20 protein-coding genes, 1 tRNA gene and 1 pseudogene are annotated in these 24180 nt (G+C 55.1%); 9 read left to right on the top strand and 13 right to left on the bottom strand.

The features are described from left to right. Window positions 1–3 precede the first annotated feature (3 nt). The 4 genes from FE839_RS06400 to yejF are packed head-to-tail and all read left to right on the top strand — an operon-like array spanning window position 4 to window position 5529. Window positions 4–1809, top strand: coding sequence for an extracellular solute-binding protein (locus tag FE839_RS06400; RefSeq protein WP_138360046.1), 1806 nt, complete (start codon window positions 4–6; stop codon window positions 1807–1809). Between the two features lie 9 nt (window positions 1810–1818). Further along, complete coding sequence (locus tag FE839_RS06405; protein ID WP_138360047.1) at window positions 1819–2913, top strand: microcin C ABC transporter permease YejB; 1095 nt, start codon at window positions 1819–1821, stop codon at window positions 2911–2913. After that, window positions 2913–3938 (top strand): ABC transporter permease, encoded by a 1026-nt coding sequence (locus FE839_RS06410; RefSeq protein ID WP_138360010.1) that lies wholly within the window; start codon window positions 2913–2915, stop codon window positions 3936–3938. The genes FE839_RS06405 and FE839_RS06410 overlap by 1 nt, the downstream gene beginning before the upstream one ends. A gap of 1 nt (window position 3939) precedes the next feature. Beyond that, window positions 3940–5529, top strand: coding sequence for a microcin C ABC transporter ATP-binding protein YejF (gene yejF / locus FE839_RS06415; protein ID WP_138360011.1), 1590 nt, complete (start codon window positions 3940–3942; stop codon window positions 5527–5529). A gap of 3 nt (window positions 5530–5532) precedes the next feature. Here yejF and FE839_RS06420 read toward each other — a convergent pair whose 3' ends face one another. From FE839_RS06420 to rsuA, 3 genes are all read right to left on the bottom strand, one after another. Continuing rightward, a complete protein-coding gene (locus FE839_RS06420; protein ID WP_138360012.1) occupies window positions 5533–5877 on the bottom strand; it encodes a YejG family protein in 345 nt (114 codons plus the stop codon). A gap of 567 nt (window positions 5878–6444) precedes the next feature. After that, entirely contained in the window at window positions 6445–7647 is a 1203-nt protein-coding gene (locus FE839_RS06430) for a Bcr/CflA family multidrug efflux MFS transporter (protein ID WP_138360014.1), read from the bottom strand. Further along, entirely contained in the window at window positions 7644–8363 is a 720-nt protein-coding gene (gene rsuA, locus FE839_RS06435; protein WP_138360015.1) for a 16S rRNA pseudouridine(516) synthase RsuA, read from the bottom strand. Before rsuA ends, FE839_RS06430 begins: the two co-directional genes overlap by 4 nt. Before the next feature lie 148 nt (window positions 8364–8511). Between rsuA and radD the strand changes: the two genes are divergently transcribed. Together radD and rplY are read left to right on the top strand one after the other, a co-directional pair. Further along, on the top strand, window positions 8512–10269 hold the full coding sequence (gene radD, locus FE839_RS06440) for a DNA repair helicase RadD (RefSeq protein ID WP_138360016.1): 1758 nt from the start codon (window positions 8512–8514) through the stop codon (window positions 10267–10269). A 137-nt stretch (window positions 10270–10406) separates the two neighbouring features. After that, window positions 10407–10691: a 50S ribosomal protein L25 gene (rplY, locus tag FE839_RS06445; protein ID WP_138360017.1), complete on the top strand. Its 285-nt coding sequence runs from the start codon at window positions 10407–10409 to the stop codon at window positions 10689–10691. 239 nt (window positions 10692–10930) lie between these two features. On the opposite strand, the gene yejK is transcribed toward rplY, so the two are convergent. Next, the gene (yejK, locus tag FE839_RS06450) at window positions 10931–11938 is read right to left on the bottom strand and encodes a nucleoid-associated protein YejK (RefSeq protein ID WP_138360018.1); all 1008 of its coding nucleotides are present in this window, start codon (window positions 11936–11938) and stop codon (window positions 10931–10933) included. A gap of 178 nt (window positions 11939–12116) precedes the next feature. On the opposite strand from yejK, the gene FE839_RS06455 reads away from it, so the two are divergent. The 3 genes from FE839_RS06455 (at window position 12117) to FE839_RS06465 (ending at window position 14278) form a co-directional block, all read left to right on the top strand. Next, entirely contained in the window at window positions 12117–12344 is a 228-nt protein-coding gene (locus tag FE839_RS06455) for a YejL family protein (RefSeq protein WP_138360019.1), read from the top strand. Between the two features lie 19 nt (window positions 12345–12363). Further along, window positions 12364–14124, top strand: coding sequence for an LPS biosynthesis-modulating metalloenzyme YejM (gene yejM, locus FE839_RS06460; protein WP_138360020.1), 1761 nt, complete (start codon window positions 12364–12366; stop codon window positions 14122–14124). A gap of 77 nt (window positions 14125–14201) precedes the next feature. Then, window positions 14202–14278 (top strand) — tRNA-Pro (locus FE839_RS06465). 128 nt (window positions 14279–14406) lie between these two features. On the opposite strand, the gene FE839_RS06470 is transcribed toward FE839_RS06465, so the two are convergent. From FE839_RS06470 to entC, 9 genes and pseudogenes are all read right to left on the bottom strand, one after another. Continuing rightward, window positions 14407–15294 (bottom strand): phage tail tip fiber protein, encoded by an 888-nt coding sequence (locus FE839_RS06470; protein ID WP_138360021.1) that lies wholly within the window; start codon window positions 15292–15294, stop codon window positions 14407–14409. A gap of 12 nt (window positions 15295–15306) precedes the next feature. Next, window positions 15307–15678: pseudogene (gpJ, locus tag FE839_RS06475) on the bottom strand (TipJ family phage tail tip protein); the annotation flags it as partial. Between the two features lie 742 nt (window positions 15679–16420). After that, window positions 16421–16618 (bottom strand): YbdD/YjiX family protein, encoded by a 198-nt coding sequence (locus FE839_RS06480; protein WP_138360022.1) that lies wholly within the window; start codon window positions 16616–16618, stop codon window positions 16421–16423. 54 nt (window positions 16619–16672) lie between these two features. Next, window positions 16673–18778 (bottom strand): pyruvate/proton symporter CstA, encoded by a 2106-nt coding sequence (gene cstA, locus FE839_RS06485; RefSeq protein ID WP_138360048.1) that lies wholly within the window; start codon window positions 18776–18778, stop codon window positions 16673–16675. 257 nt (window positions 18779–19035) lie between these two features. After that, window positions 19036–19449 carry a proofreading thioesterase EntH gene (entH, locus tag FE839_RS06490; protein WP_138360023.1) on the bottom strand — a complete coding sequence of 138 codons (414 nt, stop codon included), beginning with the start codon at window positions 19447–19449 and terminating at the stop codon, window positions 19036–19038. After that, the gene (entA, locus tag FE839_RS06495; protein WP_138360024.1) at window positions 19450–20205 is read right to left on the bottom strand and encodes a 2,3-dihydro-2,3-dihydroxybenzoate dehydrogenase EntA; all 756 of its coding nucleotides are present in this window, start codon (window positions 20203–20205) and stop codon (window positions 19450–19452) included. Further along, entirely contained in the window at window positions 20205–21056 is an 852-nt protein-coding gene (gene entB, locus FE839_RS06500) for an enterobactin biosynthesis bifunctional isochorismatase/aryl carrier protein EntB (protein WP_138360025.1), read from the bottom strand. The genes entA and entB overlap by 1 nt, the downstream gene beginning before the upstream one ends. A 13-nt stretch (window positions 21057–21069) precedes the next feature. After that, entirely contained in the window at window positions 21070–22677 is a 1608-nt protein-coding gene (gene entE / locus FE839_RS06505; RefSeq protein WP_138360049.1) for a (2,3-dihydroxybenzoyl)adenylate synthase EntE, read from the bottom strand. Between the two features lie 12 nt (window positions 22678–22689). After that, on the bottom strand, window positions 22690–23868 hold the full coding sequence (entC, locus tag FE839_RS06510; RefSeq protein WP_138360026.1) for an isochorismate synthase EntC: 1179 nt from the start codon (window positions 23866–23868) through the stop codon (window positions 22690–22692). Between the last annotated feature and the right edge of the window lie 312 nt (window positions 23869–24180).

A 24180-nucleotide genomic window follows, 5' to 3' on the forward strand; every position in this document is an offset into this window, starting at 1 on the left:
GTTATTTTTGTACGTTTCAGCCTGATACTGCTGACCTTATTTAGCCTGCATAGCCAGGCGCAAGCAATTAAAGAGAGCGACTCATTCGCCATTATCGGCGAGCCCAAATACGCCGCGGGCTTTACGCACTACGATTATGCCAACCCCGATGCGCCGAAAGGCGGCACGATTACCCTTGCGGCAATCGGTACTTTTGACAACTTTAATCGCTACGCCATGCGTGGAAATCCGGGGGTTCGTACCGACGCGCTATACGATACCCTGTTCACCTCCTCTGACGATGAACCGGGCAGCTACTATCCGCTCATCGCCGAACATGCCCGTTACGCCGATGACTTTTCCTGGATGGAAATCACTCTCAATCCGCATGCCCGCTATCACGATGGCAGCCCAATAACCGCCAGCGATGTCGCTTTTACTTTTCACAAGTTTATGACCGAGGGAGTTCCGCAGTTTCGCCTCTACTATAAAGGAACCACGGTGAAAGCCATCGCCCCGCTAACGGTACGTATTGAGCTGGCGAAACCGGGCAAAGAGAACATGCTCAGCCTGTTTTCCCTACCGGTGCTGCCGGAAAAATTCTGGAAAAATCATAAGCTCAGCGATCCGCTCTCCTCTCCGCCGCTGGCCAGCGGTCCTTATCGCGTGACGGCCTGGCGAATGGGCCAGTTCATCACCTATTCGCGAGTAAAGGACTACTGGGCAGCCGATTTACCCGTCAATCGCGGACGCTGGAATTTCGACACCCTACGTTACGACTACTATCTGGATGACAACGTCGCTTTTGAAGCCTTCAAAGCCGGTGCTGTCGACCGCCGTGAAGAAAGTGTCGCCAGAAACTGGGCTACCCGCTATGTCGGGCGTAACTTTACCCGCGGCTATATCGTCAAAGACGAATATACCAGCACTTCCGCACAGAACACGCAGTGGCTGGCCTTTAATATCCAGCGTCCGGTATTTGCCGACCGCCGGGTTCGCGAAGCCATTACCCTCGCCTTTGATTTTGAATGGATGAATAAAGCGCTGTTTTATCACGCTTACAGCCGCGCCAATAGCTTCTTTCAGAATACGGAATACGCCGCGCGCGATTACCCTGATGCCGCCGAGCTGGCCCTGCTGACGCCGCTGAAACACGAGATCCCTGCCGAGGTCTTCACGCAAATATATCAACCACCGGTTTCCAGCGGCGATGGTTTCGAACGCGCAAATCTCCTTAAAGCGGATGCCATCCTTAATCAGGCGGGCTGGGTGGTAAAAAACCAGCGGCGCGTTAACGCGCAGAGCGGCAAACCATTACGCTTTGAGCTGCTGCTTCCCTCCGGAAGTAACGATCGCTGGGTTCTGCCCTTCCGGCACAATCTTCAGCGGCTCGGGATCGTGATGGATATTCGCCAGGTCGATAATTCCCAGTACAGCAACCGTAAGCGCAGCCGGGATTACGATATGATGCCAACCGTCTGGCTCGCCACGCCCTGGCCCGGCACCGATCTACAAATCTCCTGGGGCTCGGAATATATTAATTCCAGCTACAATGCCCCTGGCGTACAAAATCCGGCCATTGACCAGCTCATTGCGCAAATTATTCGCTGGCAGGGCAATAAACAAAAACTGCTGCCGTTGGGTCGGGCGCTTGATCGTGTGCTGACATGGAACTATTACATGCTGCCGATGTGGTATATGGCGCAGAATCGAACCGCATACTGGGACAAATTCTCCTTTCCGCATACGCGCCCGGTCTACTCATCCGGTTTTGAAAACTGGTGGTACGATGCAAGCAAAGCGGCCAGACTCCCTGCGGACAGACGTTAAGGAATTATGATGGGCGCATATCTTCTCCGCCGGTTACTGCTGATCATCCCTACGCTGTGGGCGATCATCACCATAAACTTTTTTATTGTGCAAATTGCTCCCGGCGGCCCGGTCGATCAGGCCATCGCGGCAATTGAGTTTGGCGATCGCGGCAGCTTGCCCGGCGCGGGAGAAAGCGGGATGCGCGCCGGACATGTGCGGACAGGCGTCGGTAACATCAGCGATGGTCACTATCGCGGCGGGCGAGGGCTTGATCCAGAAGTCATTGCCGAGATAACCCATCGTTACGGCTTTGATAAACCGATCTACGAGCGCTATCTGAAAATGCTCGGTGATTATCTGCGCTTTGATTTCGGCGATAGCCTGTTCCGCAGCTCATCGGTACTGCAGTTAATTAAAGACAGCCTGCCGGTCTCCGTCACTCTTGGCCTGTGGAGTACGCTCATCATCTATCTGGTGTCGATCCCACTCGGTATCCGCAAGGCGGTCAGCAACGGCAGCCATTTTGACGTCTGGAGCAGCACGCTGATCATTATCGGCTATGCTATCCCGGCGTTTCTGTTCGCGATTTTGCTGATCGTTATCTTTGCCGGCGGCAGCTATTTCGATCTCTTTCCGCTGCGCGGGCTGGTGTCCGCCAACTTTGACAGTCTGCCGTGGTATCAAAAGATCGTCGACTATCTCTGGCATATCACCTTACCGGTGCTGGCGACGGTGATTGGCGGTTTTGCCGCGCTCACTATGCTGACTAAAAACAGCTTTCTTGATGAGATCCGCAAACAATACGTCGTTACCGCCCGCGCCAAGGGCGTAAGCGAAAAGCAGATCCTTTGGGGGCATATTTTCCGTAACGCCATGCTGCTGGTGATCGCCGGTTTTCCGGCCACCTTTATCAGTATGTTTTTTACCGGTTCACTGCTGATTGAGGTGATGTTCTCGCTAAACGGCCTGGGCTTGCTGGGCTATGAGGCCACCGTTTCTCGCGATTACCCGGTAATGTTCGGCACGTTGTATATTTTTACCCTGATTGGCCTGCTGCTGAATATCGTCAGCGACATCAGCTACACGCTGGTCGATCCGCGTATCGATTTTGAGGGCCGCTAATGTCATTCTTCAGTCCCGCCAATCAGGATCGTTGGACGCGCTTTCGCCACAACCGTCGCGGCTACTGGTCGCTGTGGCTGTTTTTAGCGCTTTTCGCCTGCAGCCTGTGCGCCGAGCTGATTGCCAACGATAAACCGCTACTGGTGCAATACCGCGGCAGCCTTTATGTTCCGCTGTTAAAAAATTACAGCGAAACCACCTTTGGCGGCCGCTTTGCCACTGCCGCCGACTATCAGGACCCGTGGCTGCAAAAGCGGCTGGAGGATAACGGCTGGATACTATGGGCGCCGGTTCGCTTCGGGGCGTCAACCATCAACTTCGCCACCAACAGCCCGTTTCCCTCACCGCCGTCAAGGCAAAACTGGCTGGGCACCGATGCCAATGGCGGCGATGTGCTGGCACGCATCCTGTACGGCACGCGTATTTCCGTTCTCTTTGGCCTGCTGCTGACCCTCTTCTCCAGCGTACTGGGCGTGATGGCCGGTGCTATCCAGGGCTATTATGGCGGGAAGATCGATCTCTGGGGACAACGATTTATCGAAGTCTGGTCAGGAATGCCGACGCTGTTTCTGATTATCCTGCTTTCAAGCGTGGTCCAGGCCAATTTCTGGTGGCTGCTGGCCATTACCGTGCTGTTCGGCTGGATGACGCTGGTCGGCGTCGTTCGCGCCGAATTCCTGCGCACCCGTAACTATGATTACATTCGCGCCGCGCAGGCGCTTGGCGTCAGCGATCGCGCGATTATTTTGCGTCATATGCTGCCTAACGCGATGGTCGCGACGCTTACCTTCCTGCCGTTTATTCTGTGCAGTTCAATAACCACGCTGACCTCGCTGGATTTTCTTGGTTTTGGCCTGCCGTTGGGTTCCCCTTCTCTGGGGGAGCTGCTTTTACAGGGCAAAAACAATCTTCAGGCACCGTGGCTGGGCATTACCGCCTTTCTTTCCGTGGCGGTATTGCTGACGTTATTGATTTTTATCGGTGAAGCGGTTCGCGACGCTTTTGATCCGAGTAAGGCGGTATAGCATGACGCAACCTCTGTTAGACATTGACAACCTGTCGATTGCTGTTCGTCAGCAGGGAAAAACCACGACTATCGTCAGCGAACTGTCGCTGCAAATCGACGTTGGTCAAACCCTGGCGCTGGTGGGCGAATCCGGCTCGGGTAAAAGCATTTCAGCGTTATCGGTGCTGCGGCTGCTCCCCTCGCCGCCGGTCAGTTATCCGGACGGCGATATCCGTTTCCACGGTCAGTCGCTGCTGCATGCGGATGAACGCACGCTACGCGGGATACGCGGTAACCGCATCGCGATGATTTTTCAGGAACCAATGGTGTCGCTCAATCCGCTGCACACTCTGGAAAAGCAGCTATACGAAGTGCTCTCTTTACATCGCGGGATGCGCAAAGAAGCGGCGCGTGGAGAAATTCTCGACTGTCTGGAGCGCGTGGGGATCCGCAATGCGCCCCGACGGCTGGCCGACTATCCCCATCAGCTTTCCGGCGGCGAACGTCAGCGGGTCATGATCGCCATGGCGCTGCTGACCCGCCCGGAGCTGCTTATCGCCGACGAACCCACCACCGCGCTGGATGTGTCCGTTCAGGCACAAATCCTCTCGCTGCTGCGCGAACTGAAGCAAGAGTTAAATATGGGGCTGCTGTTTATCACTCATAACCTGAGTATCGTGCGCCAGCTCGCCGACCGCGTCGCGGTAATGCAAAATGGCCGCTGCGTCGAACAGAACAGTTGCCAGAGGCTGTTCGCTGCTCCCGGGCATCCTTATACCCGTCGCCTGCTGGATAGCGAGCCATCGGGCGATCCCGTGCCGCTCGCCGCCGATGCGCGCGAATTACTGCGGGCGGAAAACCTGAGTATCGCCTTCCCGATACGTAAAGGGCTCCTGCGGCGAGTCGTTGAACATAACCGGGTGGTTAACGGCCTTAGTTTTCGTTTACGTGCCGGAGAAACTCTGGGCCTGGTCGGTGAGTCAGGTTCAGGCAAAAGCACCACCGGGCTGGCGCTCCTGCGCCTGATTGATTCAACCGGAGCCATCACCTTTGAGGGCAAATCACTTCAGGGACGCCGTCGTCGGCAGATGCTGCCGCTCCGTCGTCGCATGCAGATTGTTTTTCAGGACCCGAACTCATCGCTGAACCCGCGGCTCAACGTCCTGCAAATTATCGAAGAGGGACTCCGGGTTCATCAGCCAACGCTCAGCGTTGCCGAACGTGAGCAGACGGTGATTCAGGCCATGCAAGAGGTTGGGCTCGATCCGCAGTCGCGCCACCGCTACCCTGCCGCCTTCTCCGGCGGTCAGCGTCAGCGTATCGCTATCGCCAGGGCGCTGGTCGTCAGGCCTCAGCTTATCGTGCTGGATGAACCGACATCGTCACTGGATAAAACGGTACAGGCGCAAATCCTTGCCTTGCTGAAAACGTTACAGCAAAAGCATCAATTGACCTATGTTTTTATCAGCCATGACCTGCGCGTCGTGAGGGCATTGTGTCATCAGGTCATCGTGCTGCGGCAGGGAGAAATCGTCGAGCAGGGAGAGTGCGAGCGCGTGTTTACTGCTCCGCAACAGGAGTACACCCGTCAGCTACTGGCGCTGAGCTGACGTTCAGAATGGGTTATTACCAGAGAAAGGTTCCGCAATCGCCACGCCGAAATTTTTCAACCGACAGGTTGCGGCAAACTCGTCCTGACAATTAACAAACAGGCACGGTTCTCCTTCGCATTCCACAATCGAGCAATCGACTTCGATATCGCTAAGCGCCTGGCTGAGCTTATGCATAACCGGCCATGCTTTTTCGCCATCCGGACTGAGTAACTTTAGCGCCACAAGGCTGTTTTCACTCTGAACGCCATTTTGCGGAATCGGTTCAACTCTTGAACCCGCAAAACCCGGCAGCCAGCGGTAGCTCTGCGGCAGGCGGTGTACGATAGAGAGTTGCAGTTTATTCACTTGTTTTCCCCGGAAGCAAAATACTTCACAATAAATTCACATTAATGCTAACACATTCTTGACAAGTTGTCCCAGTTCCTCACAGAAAACGCTTACACCTGCATCATCATTGTGTTGCTGATTTGTAATGCAAAAGTTTATAATTGTGTAGATGGAATATGTTCGGGCTATATGTACCCGTTTCTGTGATCTAAAACAACTTTTTTATCGCATCAATGCGACTTTTTGAGCGATTTGATTTTACATAAAAGAAACAAACCACCAAACCGTGAAGCCGTTTTCGGTTGATATGCATCAAGATATACCTCAATAAAGGGACGGTAATGCCTGATGCCTGGCCATTTATCTGCTTTTGACGATCCCTCGGCTGGCCGTTCACACGCCGCGGATATGACTCATCTCCACAGCACTTAGCGTGAACGGAACAGGCGACTGACCCAAACGGGCAAAAGAAAAAGCACTCCTTCGCCAGAACCACCGAAAAGCGCTTCCGGCTGGCAAATACAACAGAAAACACCGCCGATGCCTCGCTTAGCCAATCGGCACTCGCGATAACGTCCCTGAAGATCACTCAGCATGCGACTTTTTGCGCCGCCGGCTGGCATAGAGGTAAAACAGAATGGAAGCGCTGGCGCAAAAAGCGATAGACACCAGCATCGGCCAGGCGGTGGTAAAGGTCGCCATTGACAACAGGGCGCCAACAATCGCGCCGATGCCAAAACGAAACGTACCGGCCAGCGAAGATGCAGTGCCAGCCATATGCGGAAATTCATCAAGAATCACCGCCATGGCGTTGGAAGACACCATCGACACGCAACCGATAAACGCCGCCACGCCAAATACCAGCGACCAAAAGCCAACATCCAACAGTGCACACACCACCATCCAGATCGCCATCACAAACTGAATCAACAGCCCTGTGCGGAACATATTCAGTGCCCCAATCCGCCGCACAAAACGGCTATTGATCATGGTCACGACAAACAGAAACGCGACGTTCAGCGCAAAATAGTAACCAAAATGCTGCGGTGAAACGTGATTAATATTGATATAAACAAACGGACCGGCGCTCAGGAACGAAAACATCCCGGCGAAGCTAAAACCACTCGCCAGCATATAGCTCAGTACCCGCTTATGACGAAACAGGGTGGCAAAATTCCCCAGCGTGGTGTGAATATGAAACTTCTGCCGACGTTCCACCGGCAGGGTCTCGCTGATAAAACACGCGATCATCACTGACGCTAATAGCGCCGCCACCGCGAGGATCCAGAAGATCGCATGCCAGCTAAACCATACCAGTACCGCCCCGCCGACCATTGGCGCCACCAGCGGCGCGACGGTGGTCACCAGCATGACGAACGACATCATCCGCGAAAACTCCTCTTTTGGATAGATATCGCGCATCAGGGCATTAATGATCACGCTGGCCGCCGCCGCAGCCAGGCCGTGAAAGAAACGCATGGTTATCAGCATAACAATGGTCTGCGACAGCGCGCAGGCCACCGCCGCCGCCGCAAAAATCAGCGTGCCGCCGAGAATAACCGGTTTACGACCGAAACTGTCCGCCATCGGACCATATAAAAGCTGCCCCAACGCAAATCCCAGAATATAGGTGCTAAGCGTCATCTGCGCGCTGCCGTCCGGCACGTTAAACTGCGCCGAAATCACCGGCAGCGCCGGGAGGTACATATCAATCGACAGCGGCATCAGCATGGCCAGCAGGCCCAGAATAAACACAATCCCGGATGAAGCATTCTGCTTTGCCGTCACGTTTTACTCCGCGCATGTTGACCACCGACGCTGGCAATTTCTGCTGCCGTCAGCGGACGATATTCACCAGGCCCCAGCGACTCATCCAGGATAATGTCGCCAATACGTTCACGATGCAGACCCGTCACATGGTTACCCACAGCGGCAAACATCCGCTTAACCTGATGGTAGCGCCCTTCGCTAATGGTCAGACGAACTTCGGTCGGCGTGATCACCTCCAGCACCGCTGGCTTAGTCAGGCTCTTCTCGTTATGTAGCTGTACGCCTTTGGCAAACTGCTCTGCGGTGGTTTCATCCACCGGATTTTGCAGTTCCACCAGATAGGTTTTTTCACAATGATGACGGGGAGAAGTAATGCGGTGCGACCACTGACCATCATCGGTCATCAGCACCAGGCCGGTGGTATCAATATCGAGGCGGCCAGCGGCATGCAGCTTATACGCTACCGGTTCATCAAGGAAGTAAAGCACCGTCGGGTAATCAGGGTCATCGGTGGAACAAACGTAACCTTGCGGCTTATTAAGCATAAAGTAGCGTGGGCCATGCTGCTGAACCAGGGGATTGCCGTCATACTCGACGCCATGTTCCGGCAAAAGTTTGAAAGCAGAGTCTTTTACAATTTCGCCGTCCACGGTAACGCGGCTGCTGCGGATTTCACGCCCGGCAATAGCCCGGCTAACGCCAAGTTGCTGAGCGATAAACTTATCAAGTCGCATGAGATTTTTTAGCCTGTAAAGAGTGCTGGAGCGGGCAATACGCCCGAAAAGAAGAATATCTTAGGGTAGTATAACAAGCTCTTAACACCACTCAAGGGAAAAGATTCGTGGCATACTATTCGCGAGTTAATTAAGCGCTATACATTCCATGACCTTTACATTACGTCCCTACCAAAAAGAGGCGGTCGACGCCACCCTTGCCTGGTTTCGCCGCCATCGGCACCCCGCAGTCATCGTCCTGCCGACTGGCGCGGGTAAAAGCCTGGTGATCGCCGAACTGGCGCGCCTGGCGCGCGGTCGTGTGTTAGTGCTGGCGCACGTTAAAGAGCTGGTGGCGCAAAACCACGCTAAATATTGTGCGCTTGGCCTGGAGGCGGATATCTTTGCGGCCGGCCTGAAGCGTAGAGAGAGCCACGGCAAAGTGGTGTTTGGCAGCGTCCAGTCGGTCGCCCGCAATCTCGCGCAGTTTCAGCATGAGTTTTCGCTGCTTATCGTCGATGAGTGCCACCGTATCGGTGATGATGATGACAGCCAATATCAACAGATCATCAGCCACCTCCGGCAAGTTAACCCACATCTGCGTCTGCTGGGGCTGACCGCCACCCCATTTCGTCTCGGAAAGGGCTGGATTTACCAGTTCCATTATCACGGGATGGTACGTGGCGATGAGAAGGCGTTTTTTCGTGACTGCATCTATGAACTGCCGCTGCGCTATATGATTAAGAACGGCTACCTCACGCCCCCTGAGCGGCTGGATATGCCGGTGGTGCAGTATGATTTTAGCCGTCTGCAGGCACAAAGCAACGGCCTGTTCAGCGAAGCCGACCTGAACCGCGAACTAAAAAAGCAGCAGCGCGTGACCCCGCACATCATCAGCCAGATTGTTGAATTTGCCCAAACCCGCAAAGGGGTGATGATTTTCGCCGCCACCGTTGAACACGCCCGGGAAGTGACGGGATTACTGCCGACGGGTGAAGCGGTATTAATTACCGGTGACACGCCGGGAACTGAGCGGGATCGCATCATTGAGGCATTTAAAGCACGGCAGTATCGCTATCTGGTTAACGTCGCGGTGCTGACCACCGGTTTTGATGCGCCGCATGTCGATCTGATCGCCCTACTCCGCCCCACCGAGTCGGTAAGTCTTTACCAACAGATTGTTGGCCGCGGCCTGCGACTGGCCCCCGGTAAAACCGATTGTCTGATCCTCGACTATGCCGGAAACCCGCACGATCTGTATGCACCGGAAGTCGGCACGCCAAAAGGCAAAAGTGACAACGTTCCCGTGCAGGTGTTCTGCCCTGCCTGCGGATTCGCCAATACCTTCTGGGGGAAAACCACCGCCGACGGCACGCTGATTGAGCATTTCGGTCGCCGCTGCCAGGGCTGGTTTGAAGATGATGAAGGCCATCGTGAGCAGTGCGATTTTCGCTTCCGCTTTAAAAACTGCCCCCAGTGCAACGCGGAAAACGATATCGCCGCCCGACGCTGCCGTGAGTGCGACACGATTCTGGTGGATCCAGACGATATGCTGAAAGCGGCGCTAAAACTCAAAGATGCGCTGGTATTGCGCTGTAGCGGAATGGCGTTACAACAGGGTCATGATGAGAAAGGCGCGTGGCTGAAAATCACCTATTACGACGAGGACGGCACGGATGTGAGTGAGCGCTTCCGCCTGCAGACGCCCGCCCAGCGCACCGCCTTTGAGCAGTTGTTTATCCGCCCGCATACCCGAACGCCTGGCGTGCCGCTACGCTGGATAACACCAGCAGACATCCTCGCTCAGCAGGCGCTGTTGCGCCATCCCGACTTTGTTGTTGCCCGCATGAAGGGACAATACTGGCAGGTACGGGAAAAAGTGTTCGATTATCAGGGGCGCTTCCGGCGGGCCAATGAATTGCGTTAATCGCCTCTGCGGCTGAGGTTTTGGTTGCTGCAAAAACCGTTGGCGGCTATAATGCCGCCCGCTTTTGCATTCGCAAAGCAGATAATCTGCCTGTTGCTGGGTCGCCTGTAGCAGGATTTATATATAGAGAGACATCAATGTTTACTATCAACGCAGAAGTACGTAAAGAGCAGGGTAAGGGTGCGAGCCGCCGCCTGCGTGCAGCTAACAAATTCCCGGCCATCATCTATGGCGGTGAAGCTGCGCCAGTAGCAATTGAACTGGATCACGACAAAGTGTGGAACCTGCAGAACAATGCTGAGTTCTACAGCGAAGTTCTGACCATCGTTGTTGATGGCAAAGAAGAGAAAGTTAAAGCTCAGGCTGTTCAGCGTCACCCGTTCAAGCCGAAGCTGGCTCACATCGACTTCGTTCGCGCTTAATCGCCGACTGAACGTTGTATGGCAAGCGCCCCGGTCCGCAAGGTCCGGGGCGTTTTGTTTTGGCGCAGCGATAAAGCAAGAGATAGCGTCTACGCCCTCAGCGCACCCTGCTGGCCAGTTAAGCGCTATTCGTCGGGTTTGATCTGGTTTTGACTCGCACTCACAAACGACACAGCATAAACATCCTGATGACGAGCTTACCGGGCGGTATGACGACCTGACACCAGGATTTTTAGCCTTTAATTTCCGCCAGAAGTACGGCGCTGCAGCTGGTCGCGCAGATTTGGCGGCGTGCCTTTAATGGTTAAGGTATCCGTCGCCGGGTCCCAGAACACCCGCTCCCCCAGCAGCATAGCGTCAAAATTAATGGTTAACCCGCCGCCGCTGCCGGCAAACTTGGTTAACTGGCGCAGAGTACTGCGATCCGCCGGAAAGCTCTCTTCCAGCGCGTAGCCTTGTTCGGCGGTAAACTCCTGAAACGTCTTCTCACTGACGCCCGCCAGCTCTTTGGACAGTGACTCCAGCTCTATCTCCTCTCCGGCCTGCAACTGTTCATTGCAGTAGCTGTAAACCTGCTGGCGCACGTTCTGGCGCTCAGATTTATCCAGCTGCGCATCAGCGGCGAAATCATCCAGCGCCTGTAACAAACCGCGGTTCTGCGCTTTTGTATTGAGCCCTTCGCTGGCCCCAAGGAAATCCATAAAAAAGTCCGCCACTTTGCGCCCTACCCGGCCTTTCAGGAAGGTCAGATAACGGGTGGATTCCGGATTGGTTTCCCATTCGGTTAAATCAATACGCGCGACAATATCGGCATGATTGATATCCAGATAGTGCGTGGCGCTGATATCCAGTTCTTCATTGACGCGCATACTGTTCAGATTGTTGAGCACCGCCACCATCAGGTATTCCACCGCCAGATAGCGATACTGGCAAAACAACACAATACCGCCTTCAGCGAAGGGATATTTCGCCAGTTCGTCACGCAGACGACCGGTGGCCGCCCGACTGAAGGGCAGGAATTCTTCTTCCCCCTTACGCTGCTGACGCAGAGCCTGGGCCAGCTCGCTCTCTTCGTTAAACAGGCCGTAGGCTTTATTTTTAGCGCTGTAGACCCGATGCAGTTCGGCCATCATCTCCACAACGGTCGCTGTCGGCTCCAGTAATGACTCACGCAGCACCAGTTCCAGATTTTGTTCATCACGTTTGATTAGCTGATGCAGGGCAATCTGGTCGATATCCAGACTCATGTTAAACTCTCCTTTTAGACCGGGCGGTATTCAACCACCGCCGGGACGGCGACGCAACCACCACGTGACGCTTTGCCAGCGAGGCGGTGCGCTTTTGCGCCGCGGCGAAAAAATGCGGAAAAAATGCTGCTGCTACGGTAATATGTTGCCCTTTCACGAACAAACAGATTTTGAGTTTATGCCGCAATTATCCCGCTATAGCGATGAACACGTCGAACAACTGCTCAGCGAGCTGACGAGTGTTCTGGAAACACACAAAGCGCCCGTTGACCTTTCACTGATGGTTCTGGGCAATATGGTGACGAACCTGATCAATAGTAGCGTCGCGCCGGCGCAGCGTCAGGCCATCGCCCGCTCTTTTGCCCAGGCGTTGCAGTCGTCGATCAACGACAAGCCAGCGCATTAAGGATAACGAACAACAGTATATGGTGACTCTTCGTCAGCCCTACCGAGAAAAAGTTTCCCAGATGGTCAGTTGGGGACACTGGTTCGCCCTGTTCAACATGTTGTTGGCCATGGTGCTCGGCAGCCGCTATCTTTTTGTCGCCGACTGGCCAACGACGCTTGCCGGACGTCTTTTCTCGTACGTTAGCCTCGTTGGTCACTTCAGCTTCCTGGTCTTTACCAGTTATGTACTGATCCTCTTTCCGCTAACCTTTATCGTCATCTCGCAGCGCTTAATGCGTTTTATATCGGTCATTCTGGCGACCACAGGCATGACGCTGCTGCTGATCGACAGCGAAGTTTTCACCCGTTTCCACCTGCACCTTAATCCCTTCGTTTGGGAACTGGTTATTAACCCCGATCAAAATGAGATGGCTCGTGACTGGCAACTGATGTTTATCAGCGTCCCGATCATCTTCCTGGTGGAAATGCTCTTTGCGACCTGGAGCTGGCAGAAGCTGCGCAGCCTGACCCGCCGCCGTCACTATGCCCGTCCGGTCGCCTGGTTTTTCTTTATCTGCTTTATCAGCAACCACCTGATTTATATCTGGGCGGATGCGAATTTCTATCGCCCAATCACTATGCAGCGGGCCAATCTGCCGCTTTCCTACCCGATGACGGCGCGCCGGTTCCTAGAAAAACACGGTCTGCTTGACGCAGAGGACTACCAGCGACGCCTGGTAGAACAAGGTTCACCGGAAGCCGTCTCGGTGCAATATCCGCTTAGCGACCTACGTTATCGTGATCTCGGCGCCGGTTATAACGTGTTGCTGATTACCGTTGATAACCTCAACTACTCACGTTTTGAAAAAAACATGCCGGCGCTGGCCGAATTCGCAAAAGAAAACGTCAACTTTACTCAGCATATGAGCTCCGGTAATACTGCGGACAGCGGCCTGTTTGGCTTGTTCTACGGTATCTCTCCTGGCTATATGGATGGCATTTTAGCGGCCCGGATTCCTGCGGCGCTGATTACGTCACTGAATCAACAAGGCTATCAGTTGGGTCTGTTCTCATCTGACGGCTTCAGCAGCCCGCTTTATCGCCAGGCGCTGCTGTCCGATTTCTCCTTACCAGCCGCCAGAACGCAAAGCGATGCGCAGACGGCAAATCAGTGGATCAACTGGCTGAACCGCTACGCCCAGGATGAAAATCGCTGGTTCTCATGGGTTTCACTGAACGGCACAACCCTGGATCGCGGGCAGCAACAAAACTTTGTCCGTCGCTACAGCACCGCCGCCGGCGATGTCGACACCCAAATTGGTCGCGTGCTGAACGCGCTGCGCGAATCCGGCAAGATGAATAACACGGTAGTTATTGTGACGGCGGGCCACGGTGTACCGCTGGACGCACAGCATGACGCGTTTGACTGGTCGCGCGAACAGCTACAGGTACCGTTAGTGATTCACTGGCCTGGTACTCCGGCACAGGCGATCGCGACCCTGACGGATAACAAAGATGTCATGACAACGCTGATGCAGCGCCTGTTGCACGTTTCCACACCGGCGAATGAATATTCGCAAGGCGAAGATCTGTTTAGCCCCGCCCGCCGCCGCGCATGGGTTACCGCTGCGAATAACAATACGCTGGCGATCACGACGCCACAATTAACCATCGTGCTCAATCACAACGGCACATACAGAACATGGGACAGCGAAGGTAAGAAGATTAAAGATCAAAAACCGCAACTGAGCCTGCTACTGCAGGTGCTAACCGATGAAAAACGCTTTATCGCTAACTGATTGATTATTTATAAATCAATCAGGCACTTCACGGCTTGCATTCGGTTGGGGAACGGGTAATATTGTTCCCCACAAATCGGCACGTAGCGCAGCCTGGTAGCGCACCGTCATGGGGTGTCGGGGGTCGGAGGTTCAAATCCTCTCGTGCCGACCAAATAATCCCAATAGAACCAGCCTCTTATGGCTGGTTTTTTTATGCCTGTTTTTTGTACGGGGAGTTAATGGCGTGAAACCCCGTCATAAATCCCATGACTACACCTTCGTGACTGCGAGATATTACTTTTATTTGGTGATGACCGAACCTGAACGGCTGACAAACACGTGATACCTAGAAAGCATAAAAATCGTCCCGGTTGCGTTTGACGCGTTGTGTAACACGCATTCCACATCTGTGTAACCATCACCAGTCGGAATAGAGACGGAGAACGATCCTGTGTTGTATCGACCTGCATTTGACTGCCTCCATATTTGAGTGCCACCGGCCCTGAGCAAGAAATATGTTCCAGAGCCTGATCCGCCAGCAGTCATCCCCAGACAAGCGACCATGCCAACTGCGCATGAGCCCAAATTGAGCCTGTCACTAGGACTGTTTTCATAGACAATGGCATTCTGACGACCTGCGGAATCATTCATCAATATCGATCCAACAATAGTTACTTTCTGCTGAAAGCTTTGTTGTTTGATACGACAAAATCTCACTGTCTTCGTGCCATCGTTCCCAATATTTTCACTGAAGAAAATAGTCTGGTCAGGCAGTGTGTCAGAAATGTCTCCGACAATTTTATCCGCGCTCAAAGTGCCGCTGATCGTACAGCTTTCATTGATTACTACGTTATCAAGTTCGCCGCTGGTCGCCTCAATTTTCCCGCGCACTGTAACGTCATTAAACTCCGCCTTTCCGTTCTTGTTAACCTGCCAGCCCTTCGATCCGGAAGCGAAGTCATTCGACTGAATCACATTCCCTATTTTCGCATTATCGACGCTGCCGTCTTTAATGCGAGCCTTGTCGATGTACAGTTCATTGCCCTCGGCGATCATCACCGGCACGGAAGTTTTACTGTTGCGGTTAAACAGCGAGAAACGGTCAGCATAGAGGATCATGTCGCTTGTTGAACCATCGCTGCCCAACACGATATTCCCCACGACATCACCGTCGTCTTCCTGTTTCATCAGGGAGGGTCATTTAAGGCGGACGCGAACGGCGGAAAGTTGGGTATTGGTAAACGTATGCGTCCAGGCGGTCTCGCTGGAAATTTCCGTCCCTACGCTAATTTCATTTTCAGTGCCGGGAATACTCTGAATATATTTTTGTGCCTGTGTTCCCGGACGAAATCTCCACTTCACGCCGGAAAAGTTTTCAGAACCGTCGGCACTTAATAACGGGGTGCCATCGAGATAAATATCCTTGCCCGTTAATTCACCTGCAAACTCTCCCTCGCACAGCGCGATGAGAATTTTGGCTTTTGCTACAGACTGTAAATCATCAGCCTGTTCTATCGGCGTGCGCTGGCTGGAGCTGCCACCCTTGCGCCCTTTGATTATGTTATTTGCCATATTGCGTCCATAAAAAAAGCCACCCGGAGGTGTAATGCTGGTCAGTTAAGGGCTGTCAGTTGCGTTTATGGCTGGCTGAGCGGTTCTGTCAATCGGTGGTTCTGGCGAGCATGACGCATTTTTCATTTTCGCCCATTCAGATTCCGTGGCCTGTTCCGTTCACTATAAATACGCGGATATTCGTTATATCCACAGCGTGTGAACGGGCAGGGGGACGTTTCGCCCGTCCCCCTGCACCCCCGGCATGGCGCTGAAAACCTGCCGCTCCGCGGTCCGCTCCACTCCGGCTTCATCTGGCGGACCGGGCGGGACTCGACGTCCCTGTCTCGACCCGCCCTCTGGCCGCCGTCCTGGCGGCCAGTCCTGGATGCGCGCCTGCGTTCCCGCCAGGTTTCCTTGATGCGCCCAACCCCCATGCGGTGAGTCCGTTATTCGTCAGTGGCTTTTCAGAGGCTGAAAGTCATAAAAAAGTCATATCCTTTATATTTCAGCCCGTATCAGCTCAGTTAGTGAATCAACCGAATTAGATTTTCGTTTAAACCACCGATTAACAGAACCGCTCAGCCAGCCATAAACACAACTGACTGCCCTTAACTGATCCGCATTACCCATAAAGAGGATGTATCCGTCTTCGTGAACGCCGCAAGCGGTCGTTGGGCTGCGCGTTAAGGCGCGAACCGCACAGTCTGACGGGCCCGGATAAGCGGCAAGTCATGCAGAAGCGTGGCCTAACGCTTCCAGCCTAGCAGCACTTCGCGCCGCCTTTTCCACCGTAGCGCGCATCCTGACGTTCGCGGAAAAATTCCTCGTAAGTCATTGGTGTCTGCTCAGGATGTGTCGCACGAATATGTGCGACATAGTTGTCGTAATCCGGCACGCCGATCATCATTTTCGCCGCCTGACCTAAATATTTTCCCGCTTTCGAAAGGGTATCAAACATTTTCAACTCTCATAATCGCCCTCCTTCTCACAAAGAGGGCGATAAAGTCACGCCTTAGTGGGCACGTTTAACCTGAGTCACCAGGTTATCTGCATCAGCAGGCATCGCCTGGTAAGGGGTCTCTTTCGCCGTCGGTTTGTCCTCTTTCAGCGCCGCCAGCGCGGTCTTAATGGAGAACAGCGCCAGCACCACAACCACTACCATAAAGAAGATGGTCAGACCGGCATCCAGACGGTTGTTAAACACCAGTTGCGCCAGTTGCGATTCACTGTACTGTGACGGGATATTACCGCTATCGATCATCGCCTGAAACTTATTAGCTATCGCCAGGAACCCGACTTTAGTATCGGGACTGAAGGATTTCTGCCAGCCCGCCGTCAGGGTACAAATCAGCAGCCAGGCGGTCGGCAACAGCGCCACCCACGCATAGCGCTGGCGTTTCATCTTAAACAGTACCACCGCACAGAGCATCAGAGCCATCCCTGCCAGCATCTGGTTGGCGATACCAAACAGCGGCCACAGGGTATTGATACCGCCGAGCGGGTCAACGACGCCCTGATGCAGGAAGTATCCCCACGCCAGCACGCACAGCGCCGTCGCCAGCAGGTTGGCTGGCAGGGAGCTGGTTTGCTTCAATCCGGGGCTGATTACGCCCAGCAGGTCCTGGAGCATAAAGCGCGCCGCCCGCGTTCCCGCATCCACCGCCGTCAGGATAAACAGCGCCTCGAACAGAATCGCGAAGTGATACCAGAACGAGACGTCCATCAGGCCGCCCAACGCACCGTGCAGAATATAGGCCATCCCCACCGCCAGGGTCGGCGCGCCGCCCGCACGGGAAATGATCGACTGTTCACCCACTTCGTTGGCTATCTGGTGGAGCGTATCCGGCGTCACCGTAAAGCCCCAACCGCTTACCACCTGCGCCGCCGATGCCACCACATCGACCACACCTGCCGGCGCCAGCACCGCCATCGGACTGTTCATCGCAAAGTAGACGCCCGGATCAATAACACAGGCCGCCACCAGCGCCATAATCGCCACGAAGGACTCCATCAGCATGCCGCCATAGCCGATAAAGCAGGCTTGCCCTTCATTGGCCAGCATTTTCGGCGTGGTGCCGGAAGAGATCAGGGCATGGAAGCCGGACACCGCGCCGCAGGCAATGGTAATAAACAGGAACGGGAACAGATCGCCGCTCCACACCGGGCCGGTACCGTCGATAAACTTAGTCAGCGCGGGCATGGTCAGGGTCGGGCGCATAATCAGGATACCAATCGCCAGCCCCACGATGGTGCCGATTTTCAGGAAAGTAGAGAGGTAGTCCCGCGGAGCCAGCAGCAGCCACACCGGCAGCACAGCGGCAATAAAGCCGTAACCCACCAGAATCCAGGTTAACTGCACGCCGGTATAATCAAACCACGGCGCCCAGGTGGGGCTTTCCGCCACCCAGCCGCCGGAAATGATGGCGAATACCAGCATCACCAGGCCAATCACCGACACCTCGCCAATGCGGCCGGGACGCAGATAGCGAATATAAATACCCATGAAAATCGCCAGCGGAATGGTGAAGGCCACGGTGTAGGTTCCCCACGGGCTGTGGGTCAGCGCTTTCACCACGATCATCGCCAGCACCGCGAGGATAATCACCATAATCATAAAACAGGCCACCAGCGCCAGTACACCAGCGGCCGGGCCCATCTCTTCTTTCACCAGTTCGCCGAGCGAACGCCCGTCGCGACGGGTGGAAACGAACAGCACCATAAAGTCCTGTACCGCCCCGGCCAGCACCACACCCGCGAGGAGCCAGATCATCCCCGGCAGGTAGCCCATTTGCGCCGCCAGCACCGGGCCAACCAGCGGCCCCGCTCCGGCAATAGCCGCAAAATGGTGACCGAACAGCACTTTTTTATCGGTCGGCACATAGTCGAGGCCATCATTGTGACACACCGCCGGGGTCATCCGCGTCGGGTCGACCGACAGCACATTGTTGGCGATATACAGTCCATAGAAACGATAGGCGATCAGATAAACGCAGACTGCCGCGACGACAATCCATAGCGCGTTGATCTGTTCTCCACGATTTAGCGCGATATAACCAAGGGCAAAGGCTCCGATAACGGAGAGCAGTGTCCAGATGAGGTATTTCCCTGAATTATTCATCATTGTGTTCCACAGGTAGGATAAGCAGGATGTTACAATTTGTTTCTAGAACACAATGCGGATTCTAACAACTCTGAAACGATACAGATGTCGCCTGGCGGCAAGGATTTATCTCACATTGCAAGCGAGATCACTTCTGGCAGGAAAATAAATGAAAATGGTTATCGATAACGTTTCCCGGATCGCGGTTACGTCCCTGAGGCCGCATTACGGTTACGTTCCCCGTCAGGATACGACCTAACGGGGAAAAGGATACCTCAGCCAAGTACCATCGTGCCCAGGCGACAGGTGCAGCAGCGCCTTCCTCTTTCGTCGAAGATGGTGATTTCCCAGCTCTGGCCCTGACGTCCCAGGTGCAGCGGTCGGCATTCGCCGCGGACTTTGCCGCTGGAGACCGCCCGGTGATGGGTGGCGTTGAGTTCGGTTCCCACCACGCACTGGCCCTCTTCGGTCATCAGCCATCCCGCCATGGAACCCAGCGTCTCCGCCAGCGCCGCCGACGCACCGCCGTGCAGCAGGCCAAACGGCTGATGAGTACGCGCATCAACCGGCATTTCCGCCTCCAGCACGCCCTCCTCCAGGCGGGTATAAACGATCCCCAGATGCGCCACCATGGTATTTGCGCTGGTGGCGTTCAGTTCATCCAGCGTCATTTGACGTTTCCAGGCCATTTACGCCCCCAGCGTGGAGCCGCCGTCCACCACGATATCCTGCAGCGTGATATGGCTTGCGTGATCGGAAGCGAGGAACAGGATAGTATCCGCAATCTCCTGCGGGCGGGCAATTTTCCCCAGCGGGATACCCAGCTTAAACTGTTCGCCGAAGCCGCGAATCCGCTGCTGTTCAGCATCTTCGCTGACCCACAGCGTCCGCTGCATATCGGTGTCCGTCGATCCAGGCGAAACCACATTACAGCGCACGCCGCTGCCCGCCAGCTCCAGGCCGACGGTCAGCGCCAGGCTCTTCAGCGCCGCTTTCGATGCGCCGTAAGCGCTCATACCGATGCGCGGGGTATGCGCGGCGTCGGAGGCCACAGTGACGATCGCGCCGCCTTTCTGGCGACGAAACTGCGCCATCGTCTGCTGGAACAGATTAAACGCTCCGCCGACGTTGACCGCGAAAGTCTGCTGCCACTCTTCCAGAGTCAGCGTATCGGTCGCCCCCATCCGCAAAATTCCCGCCGCATTAACCAGTACATCAAGCCGCTCAACGCTCTCCAGCAGACGGCCGCACACCTGCGCCACCTGCTGCGCGTCGGCAACGTTCAGCGTCTCGGTGGCGAACGGATAGCTCTCGCCGTCAAACGCCAGATCAAATCCCGTCACCGTTGCGCCAGCGTCAACAAACGCCAGCGCCGTGGCGTAGCCGATGCCTTTGCCTGCTCCGGTAACCCACACGGTCTGACCGTGAAAATCCAGTCCGGCCATTATTTCACCTCACGAGAAAGCAGCGCCCACCAGGCATCGATGGTCGGGTTTTTCGCCAGCACCACGAAATCGATATCGCCATGAACCTTACGCCAGCGGGCGGCCAGCGCCATCATACGCACCGAATCCAGACCGTAATCGATAAGGTTTTCATCGTCCAGTGGCTCATCGGATTCATCCAGCAGCGGCAGCACCAGCGCGCGCAGCGCGGCTTTAGACGCGGGCAACGGCAGCAGTTCTTCGGTCATCACCACGCGGCCACTACGTCCGGCGACATATTTCAGCGCCATCAGGTGCTCTTCACGGCTAAAGTCGGCCAGCGCATCGGCAACGAAGAACGGTTTAATGTCGCGCATAAACGCATCGGTCGCGGTCGTCATACAGCCAATATGCGCATAAACACCGGTGATGATGAGTTGATCGCGCCCCATCTCTTTCAGCATCTCTTCCAGCGGTGAGCGATGGAACGCGCTATAGCGCCACTTCACCAGTACGGTGTCGTGCTCATCCGGTGCAAGAGCGGCGATAACCTGCTGCTGTTCCGGCGAGCGGGTCAGACCCGGCCCCCACATATCGTTGAGCAGCGCGCGATCTTCATCGCTCTGATCTTTCGGCTGCGCGGTGTAAAAGACCGGAATAGCGTTCTGTCTGCAGAAATCGCGCAATGCGGCGATATTGGCCACCACTTTTTCCATCATCGCGCTATTCTCGCCCCAGAAATTGAGGAAATACTCCTGCATATCGTGGATTAACAGCGCGGCGCGGGACGGCTCAAATACCCAGTTCACTTTGTTCGCCGGGATATCGCTGGCTTCCGGCAGCGCGTAAGCCTGTAATTGAGGAATTGCCATTCTGTCTTCTCCTTCAGCCCAGCTTGCGTTCAGCCAGCCACTGACGTAATTGTTTTTTATCGACTTTGCCCACCGGCGTTAGCGGCAGCGCATCAACGCACTCCACGCGGTCGGGAAGTTTAAATTCGGCGACCCCTTGTTCGCGCAGGAAACGGCGTACCGCCACCGCGCGCAGAGGTTCGCTCACTACCAGATACGCACAGCTCTTTTCACCCAGCAGGCTGTCTTCCATGCTCACCAGCGCGGCGTGGATCACCGCAGGATGACGCAGCAGCAGGTTCTCGATCTCTTCCGCTGCGATCTTTTCACCGCCGCGGTTGATCTGATCTTTTTCCCGCCCCTGCACGGTGATATAGCCATCTTCATCGATCGAAATCAGATCGCCAGAACAGTAGAAACCGTTAGCATCAAAGGCTTCGGCATTATGCTGCGGGCTCTTGTAATAGCCGCGGAAGGTGTATGGGCCACGGGTCATCAGACGCCCCACTGCGCCGCGCGGCAGCGGATTACCGTCTGCGTCCGCCACCCACACTTCATCGTCCGGGCACATTGGGCAGCCCTGGGTATTGATAATCCGCTCCAGGCTATCGTTAAGACGGGTGTAGTTCACCAGCCCCTCGGCCATACCAAAGACCTGCTGAAGCTGACAGCCAATTTCCGCCGGGATACGGGCGGCGAGCGTCGCGGACAGGCGCGCTCCGCCAACCTGCAGCAGTTGTAGCGATTGCAACTGAGAGTTGCTGCCCGCGCTATGGATCTCCTGAAGCCACAGACTTACCGCCGGGGGAACCAGCGAGGTTACGTTGATTTGGTGTTTTTCAATCAGCGGAAAGCATAACGTCGCGCTCGGATCGTGGGCCAGTACCACCACGCCGCCGGCAAGAAACACGCCTAACGACCCCGGCGAACTCATGGCGTAGTTATGCGCAGCGGGAAGCGCATTCAGATAGCGTGTTTCGGCGCTAATCCCGCAAAGTTCATTACTGCGGCGAATGCTGTAGTCGTAATCGTTATGGGTGCGGGGAATAAGCTTCGGCGTACCGGTACTGCCGCCGGAAAGCTGGAAAAACGCCACTTCATCGGCCGGTGTCGGATTGGCGATAAAGTTGTCAGCCGGACGCGCAATGGCCGCCGTCAGGCTCTGCTCTCCGCTGTCGTTCAGCAGCAACACGGCACGTACCGACGCGTGTTGGGCAATGAAAGCGTTAAGAAACGTATCATCCGCAAACAGCGCATGTTGGCGATCGGCAATCAACAAAGCCGGTGCAATCTGCGCGGCGTAGGCGTTCAGCTCGCTACGCTGATGGCTGAACAGCGCGTTAACCGGCGCGACGCCGATACGCAGCAGCGCAAAAAATGTAATGTAGAATTCCGCGACATTCCCCAGATGCACCAGCGCCGTTTCGCCGCGCCGGAGGCCCTGACGCTGTAACGAGGCGCCGAGATTATCCACCAGGCGATTAAATTCACGATAGCTGTAGCGCCTGTCACCATCAATAATGGCGGTGGCGTCGTTTTCCGCATGTCGGGTAATCAGGTTAGTGAGCGGCAAATCCTGCCAGTAGCCTTTTTGCCGGTAGCGGGCCGCGAAATCTTCCGGCCAGCGATTAAATTCGATCATCATAGTCCCTTATTATTGCAAGCCGAATACATTCAGCATGGTGGTCAATTTGACGCCGGTTTCCCGCCATTCGCCCAAAGGTGAAGAGGCAGGAACGATACCGGCGCCCGCAAACAGCCGTAGCGTGCGCTGATGCAGGCGAGCGCAGCGGATCGTCACCACCCACTCGCCGTTGCCTTCGTCATCGCACCAGCCGACGATACCGCCAAACAGCTGGCGTTCGAACGGCTCCAGCTCGCTAATCAGGCGCTTAGCCACCTGATGCGGGAAGCCGCTGAGGGCTGGCGTCGGGTGCAGCAGGCAGGCCAGCGACATGGCATTCTCTTTTCCCTGAGCGGTACCCTGAATCTGCGTTCCCAGATGCCACAAGGTCGGCGTGGAGATCAGTTGCGGAGAATCCGGCAGAGAGAGCGCGCTGCTGCGCGGGGCTAATAGCGTTTTCATCGCCTGAACAACCAGTTCATGCTCATGACGATCTTTTTCTGACGCCATCAGCTTGCCCCCCGCTTCACGATCCAGAACATCATCCGGCTGACGCCTGGCCGAACCGGCCAGCGGCAGAGAGCTAAAATGCGCACCTTCTTTACGCAGCAGCAGTTCCGGACTGGCTCCTAACAGCACACCGCCATCTGATAACGGCACGTGGAAGTTAAAACTGGCCGGATTCTGGGCAATCAGGCGCTCCAGCAGTACGCCGCTATCAACCCGTTCCTGAGTGGTGATATCGATCAAACGCGACAGGACCACCTTATCCACTTCCGGCGTCGCGGTCAGCGCTGCCGCGCGTTCAACCATCGCCATAAATGTATCCTGCTCAGGGATCTCCTGGCGCTGAACAATATCCACCATTGGCGCTTGCCCCGACTCAAAACGTGCGGAGCGCTGTTTTTCAGTACGGGAGAATGCCTCCCAACTTGCGGGAATAAACAGCTCGGATGGCTCATTTGTATCAAACGGGATCGCACCGACCATCACGGGTTCAGCGATCCCGTTAGCCCGCGCGGCTTTAAAAGCGGCGGCCATTTTTTGCTGGAATTCGCCGTTGAGATTATCGCCATCAGCGGCAGGATGCGAAAATCGACTAAAGCAGCCAGATGTTCTGAAACTGCGATACGGCGACATAAAGAAGAAGCTTTCCGGCGGCAGGGTCATTTTTTTCTCCCGAACATCCTCAGCCAAAGACGTTTCCATATATACCCGTCATACTCTACGTTGCAGATGCGTTCGCTACGGCGCCCCGGTGCATTATTGAGACTTGCCCTCTTGCAGATACTTACCGGCGTAATTTCCCGGGAATACGGTCTCTCTGCAGGGCGCCATCAGCGGTCGTTCAAATTCGGCTCTGCCGAATTTGTCGCCACGTGACTCGACCTGAAGGATTCTCCCCTTCGGGAGCGCGCAAACGTGGTTTAAAGCGGTTAACCATTGTGCCCTGAAACTCGCATGATTTAGGGTATAACCCTCAAAAAAAATGATAAAAAGGATTACGAATAATTATCATTT

It is taken from the genome of Klebsiella indica, from assembly GCF_005860775.1.
Lineage (GTDB): Bacteria > Pseudomonadota > Gammaproteobacteria > Enterobacterales > Enterobacteriaceae > Klebsiella > Klebsiella indica.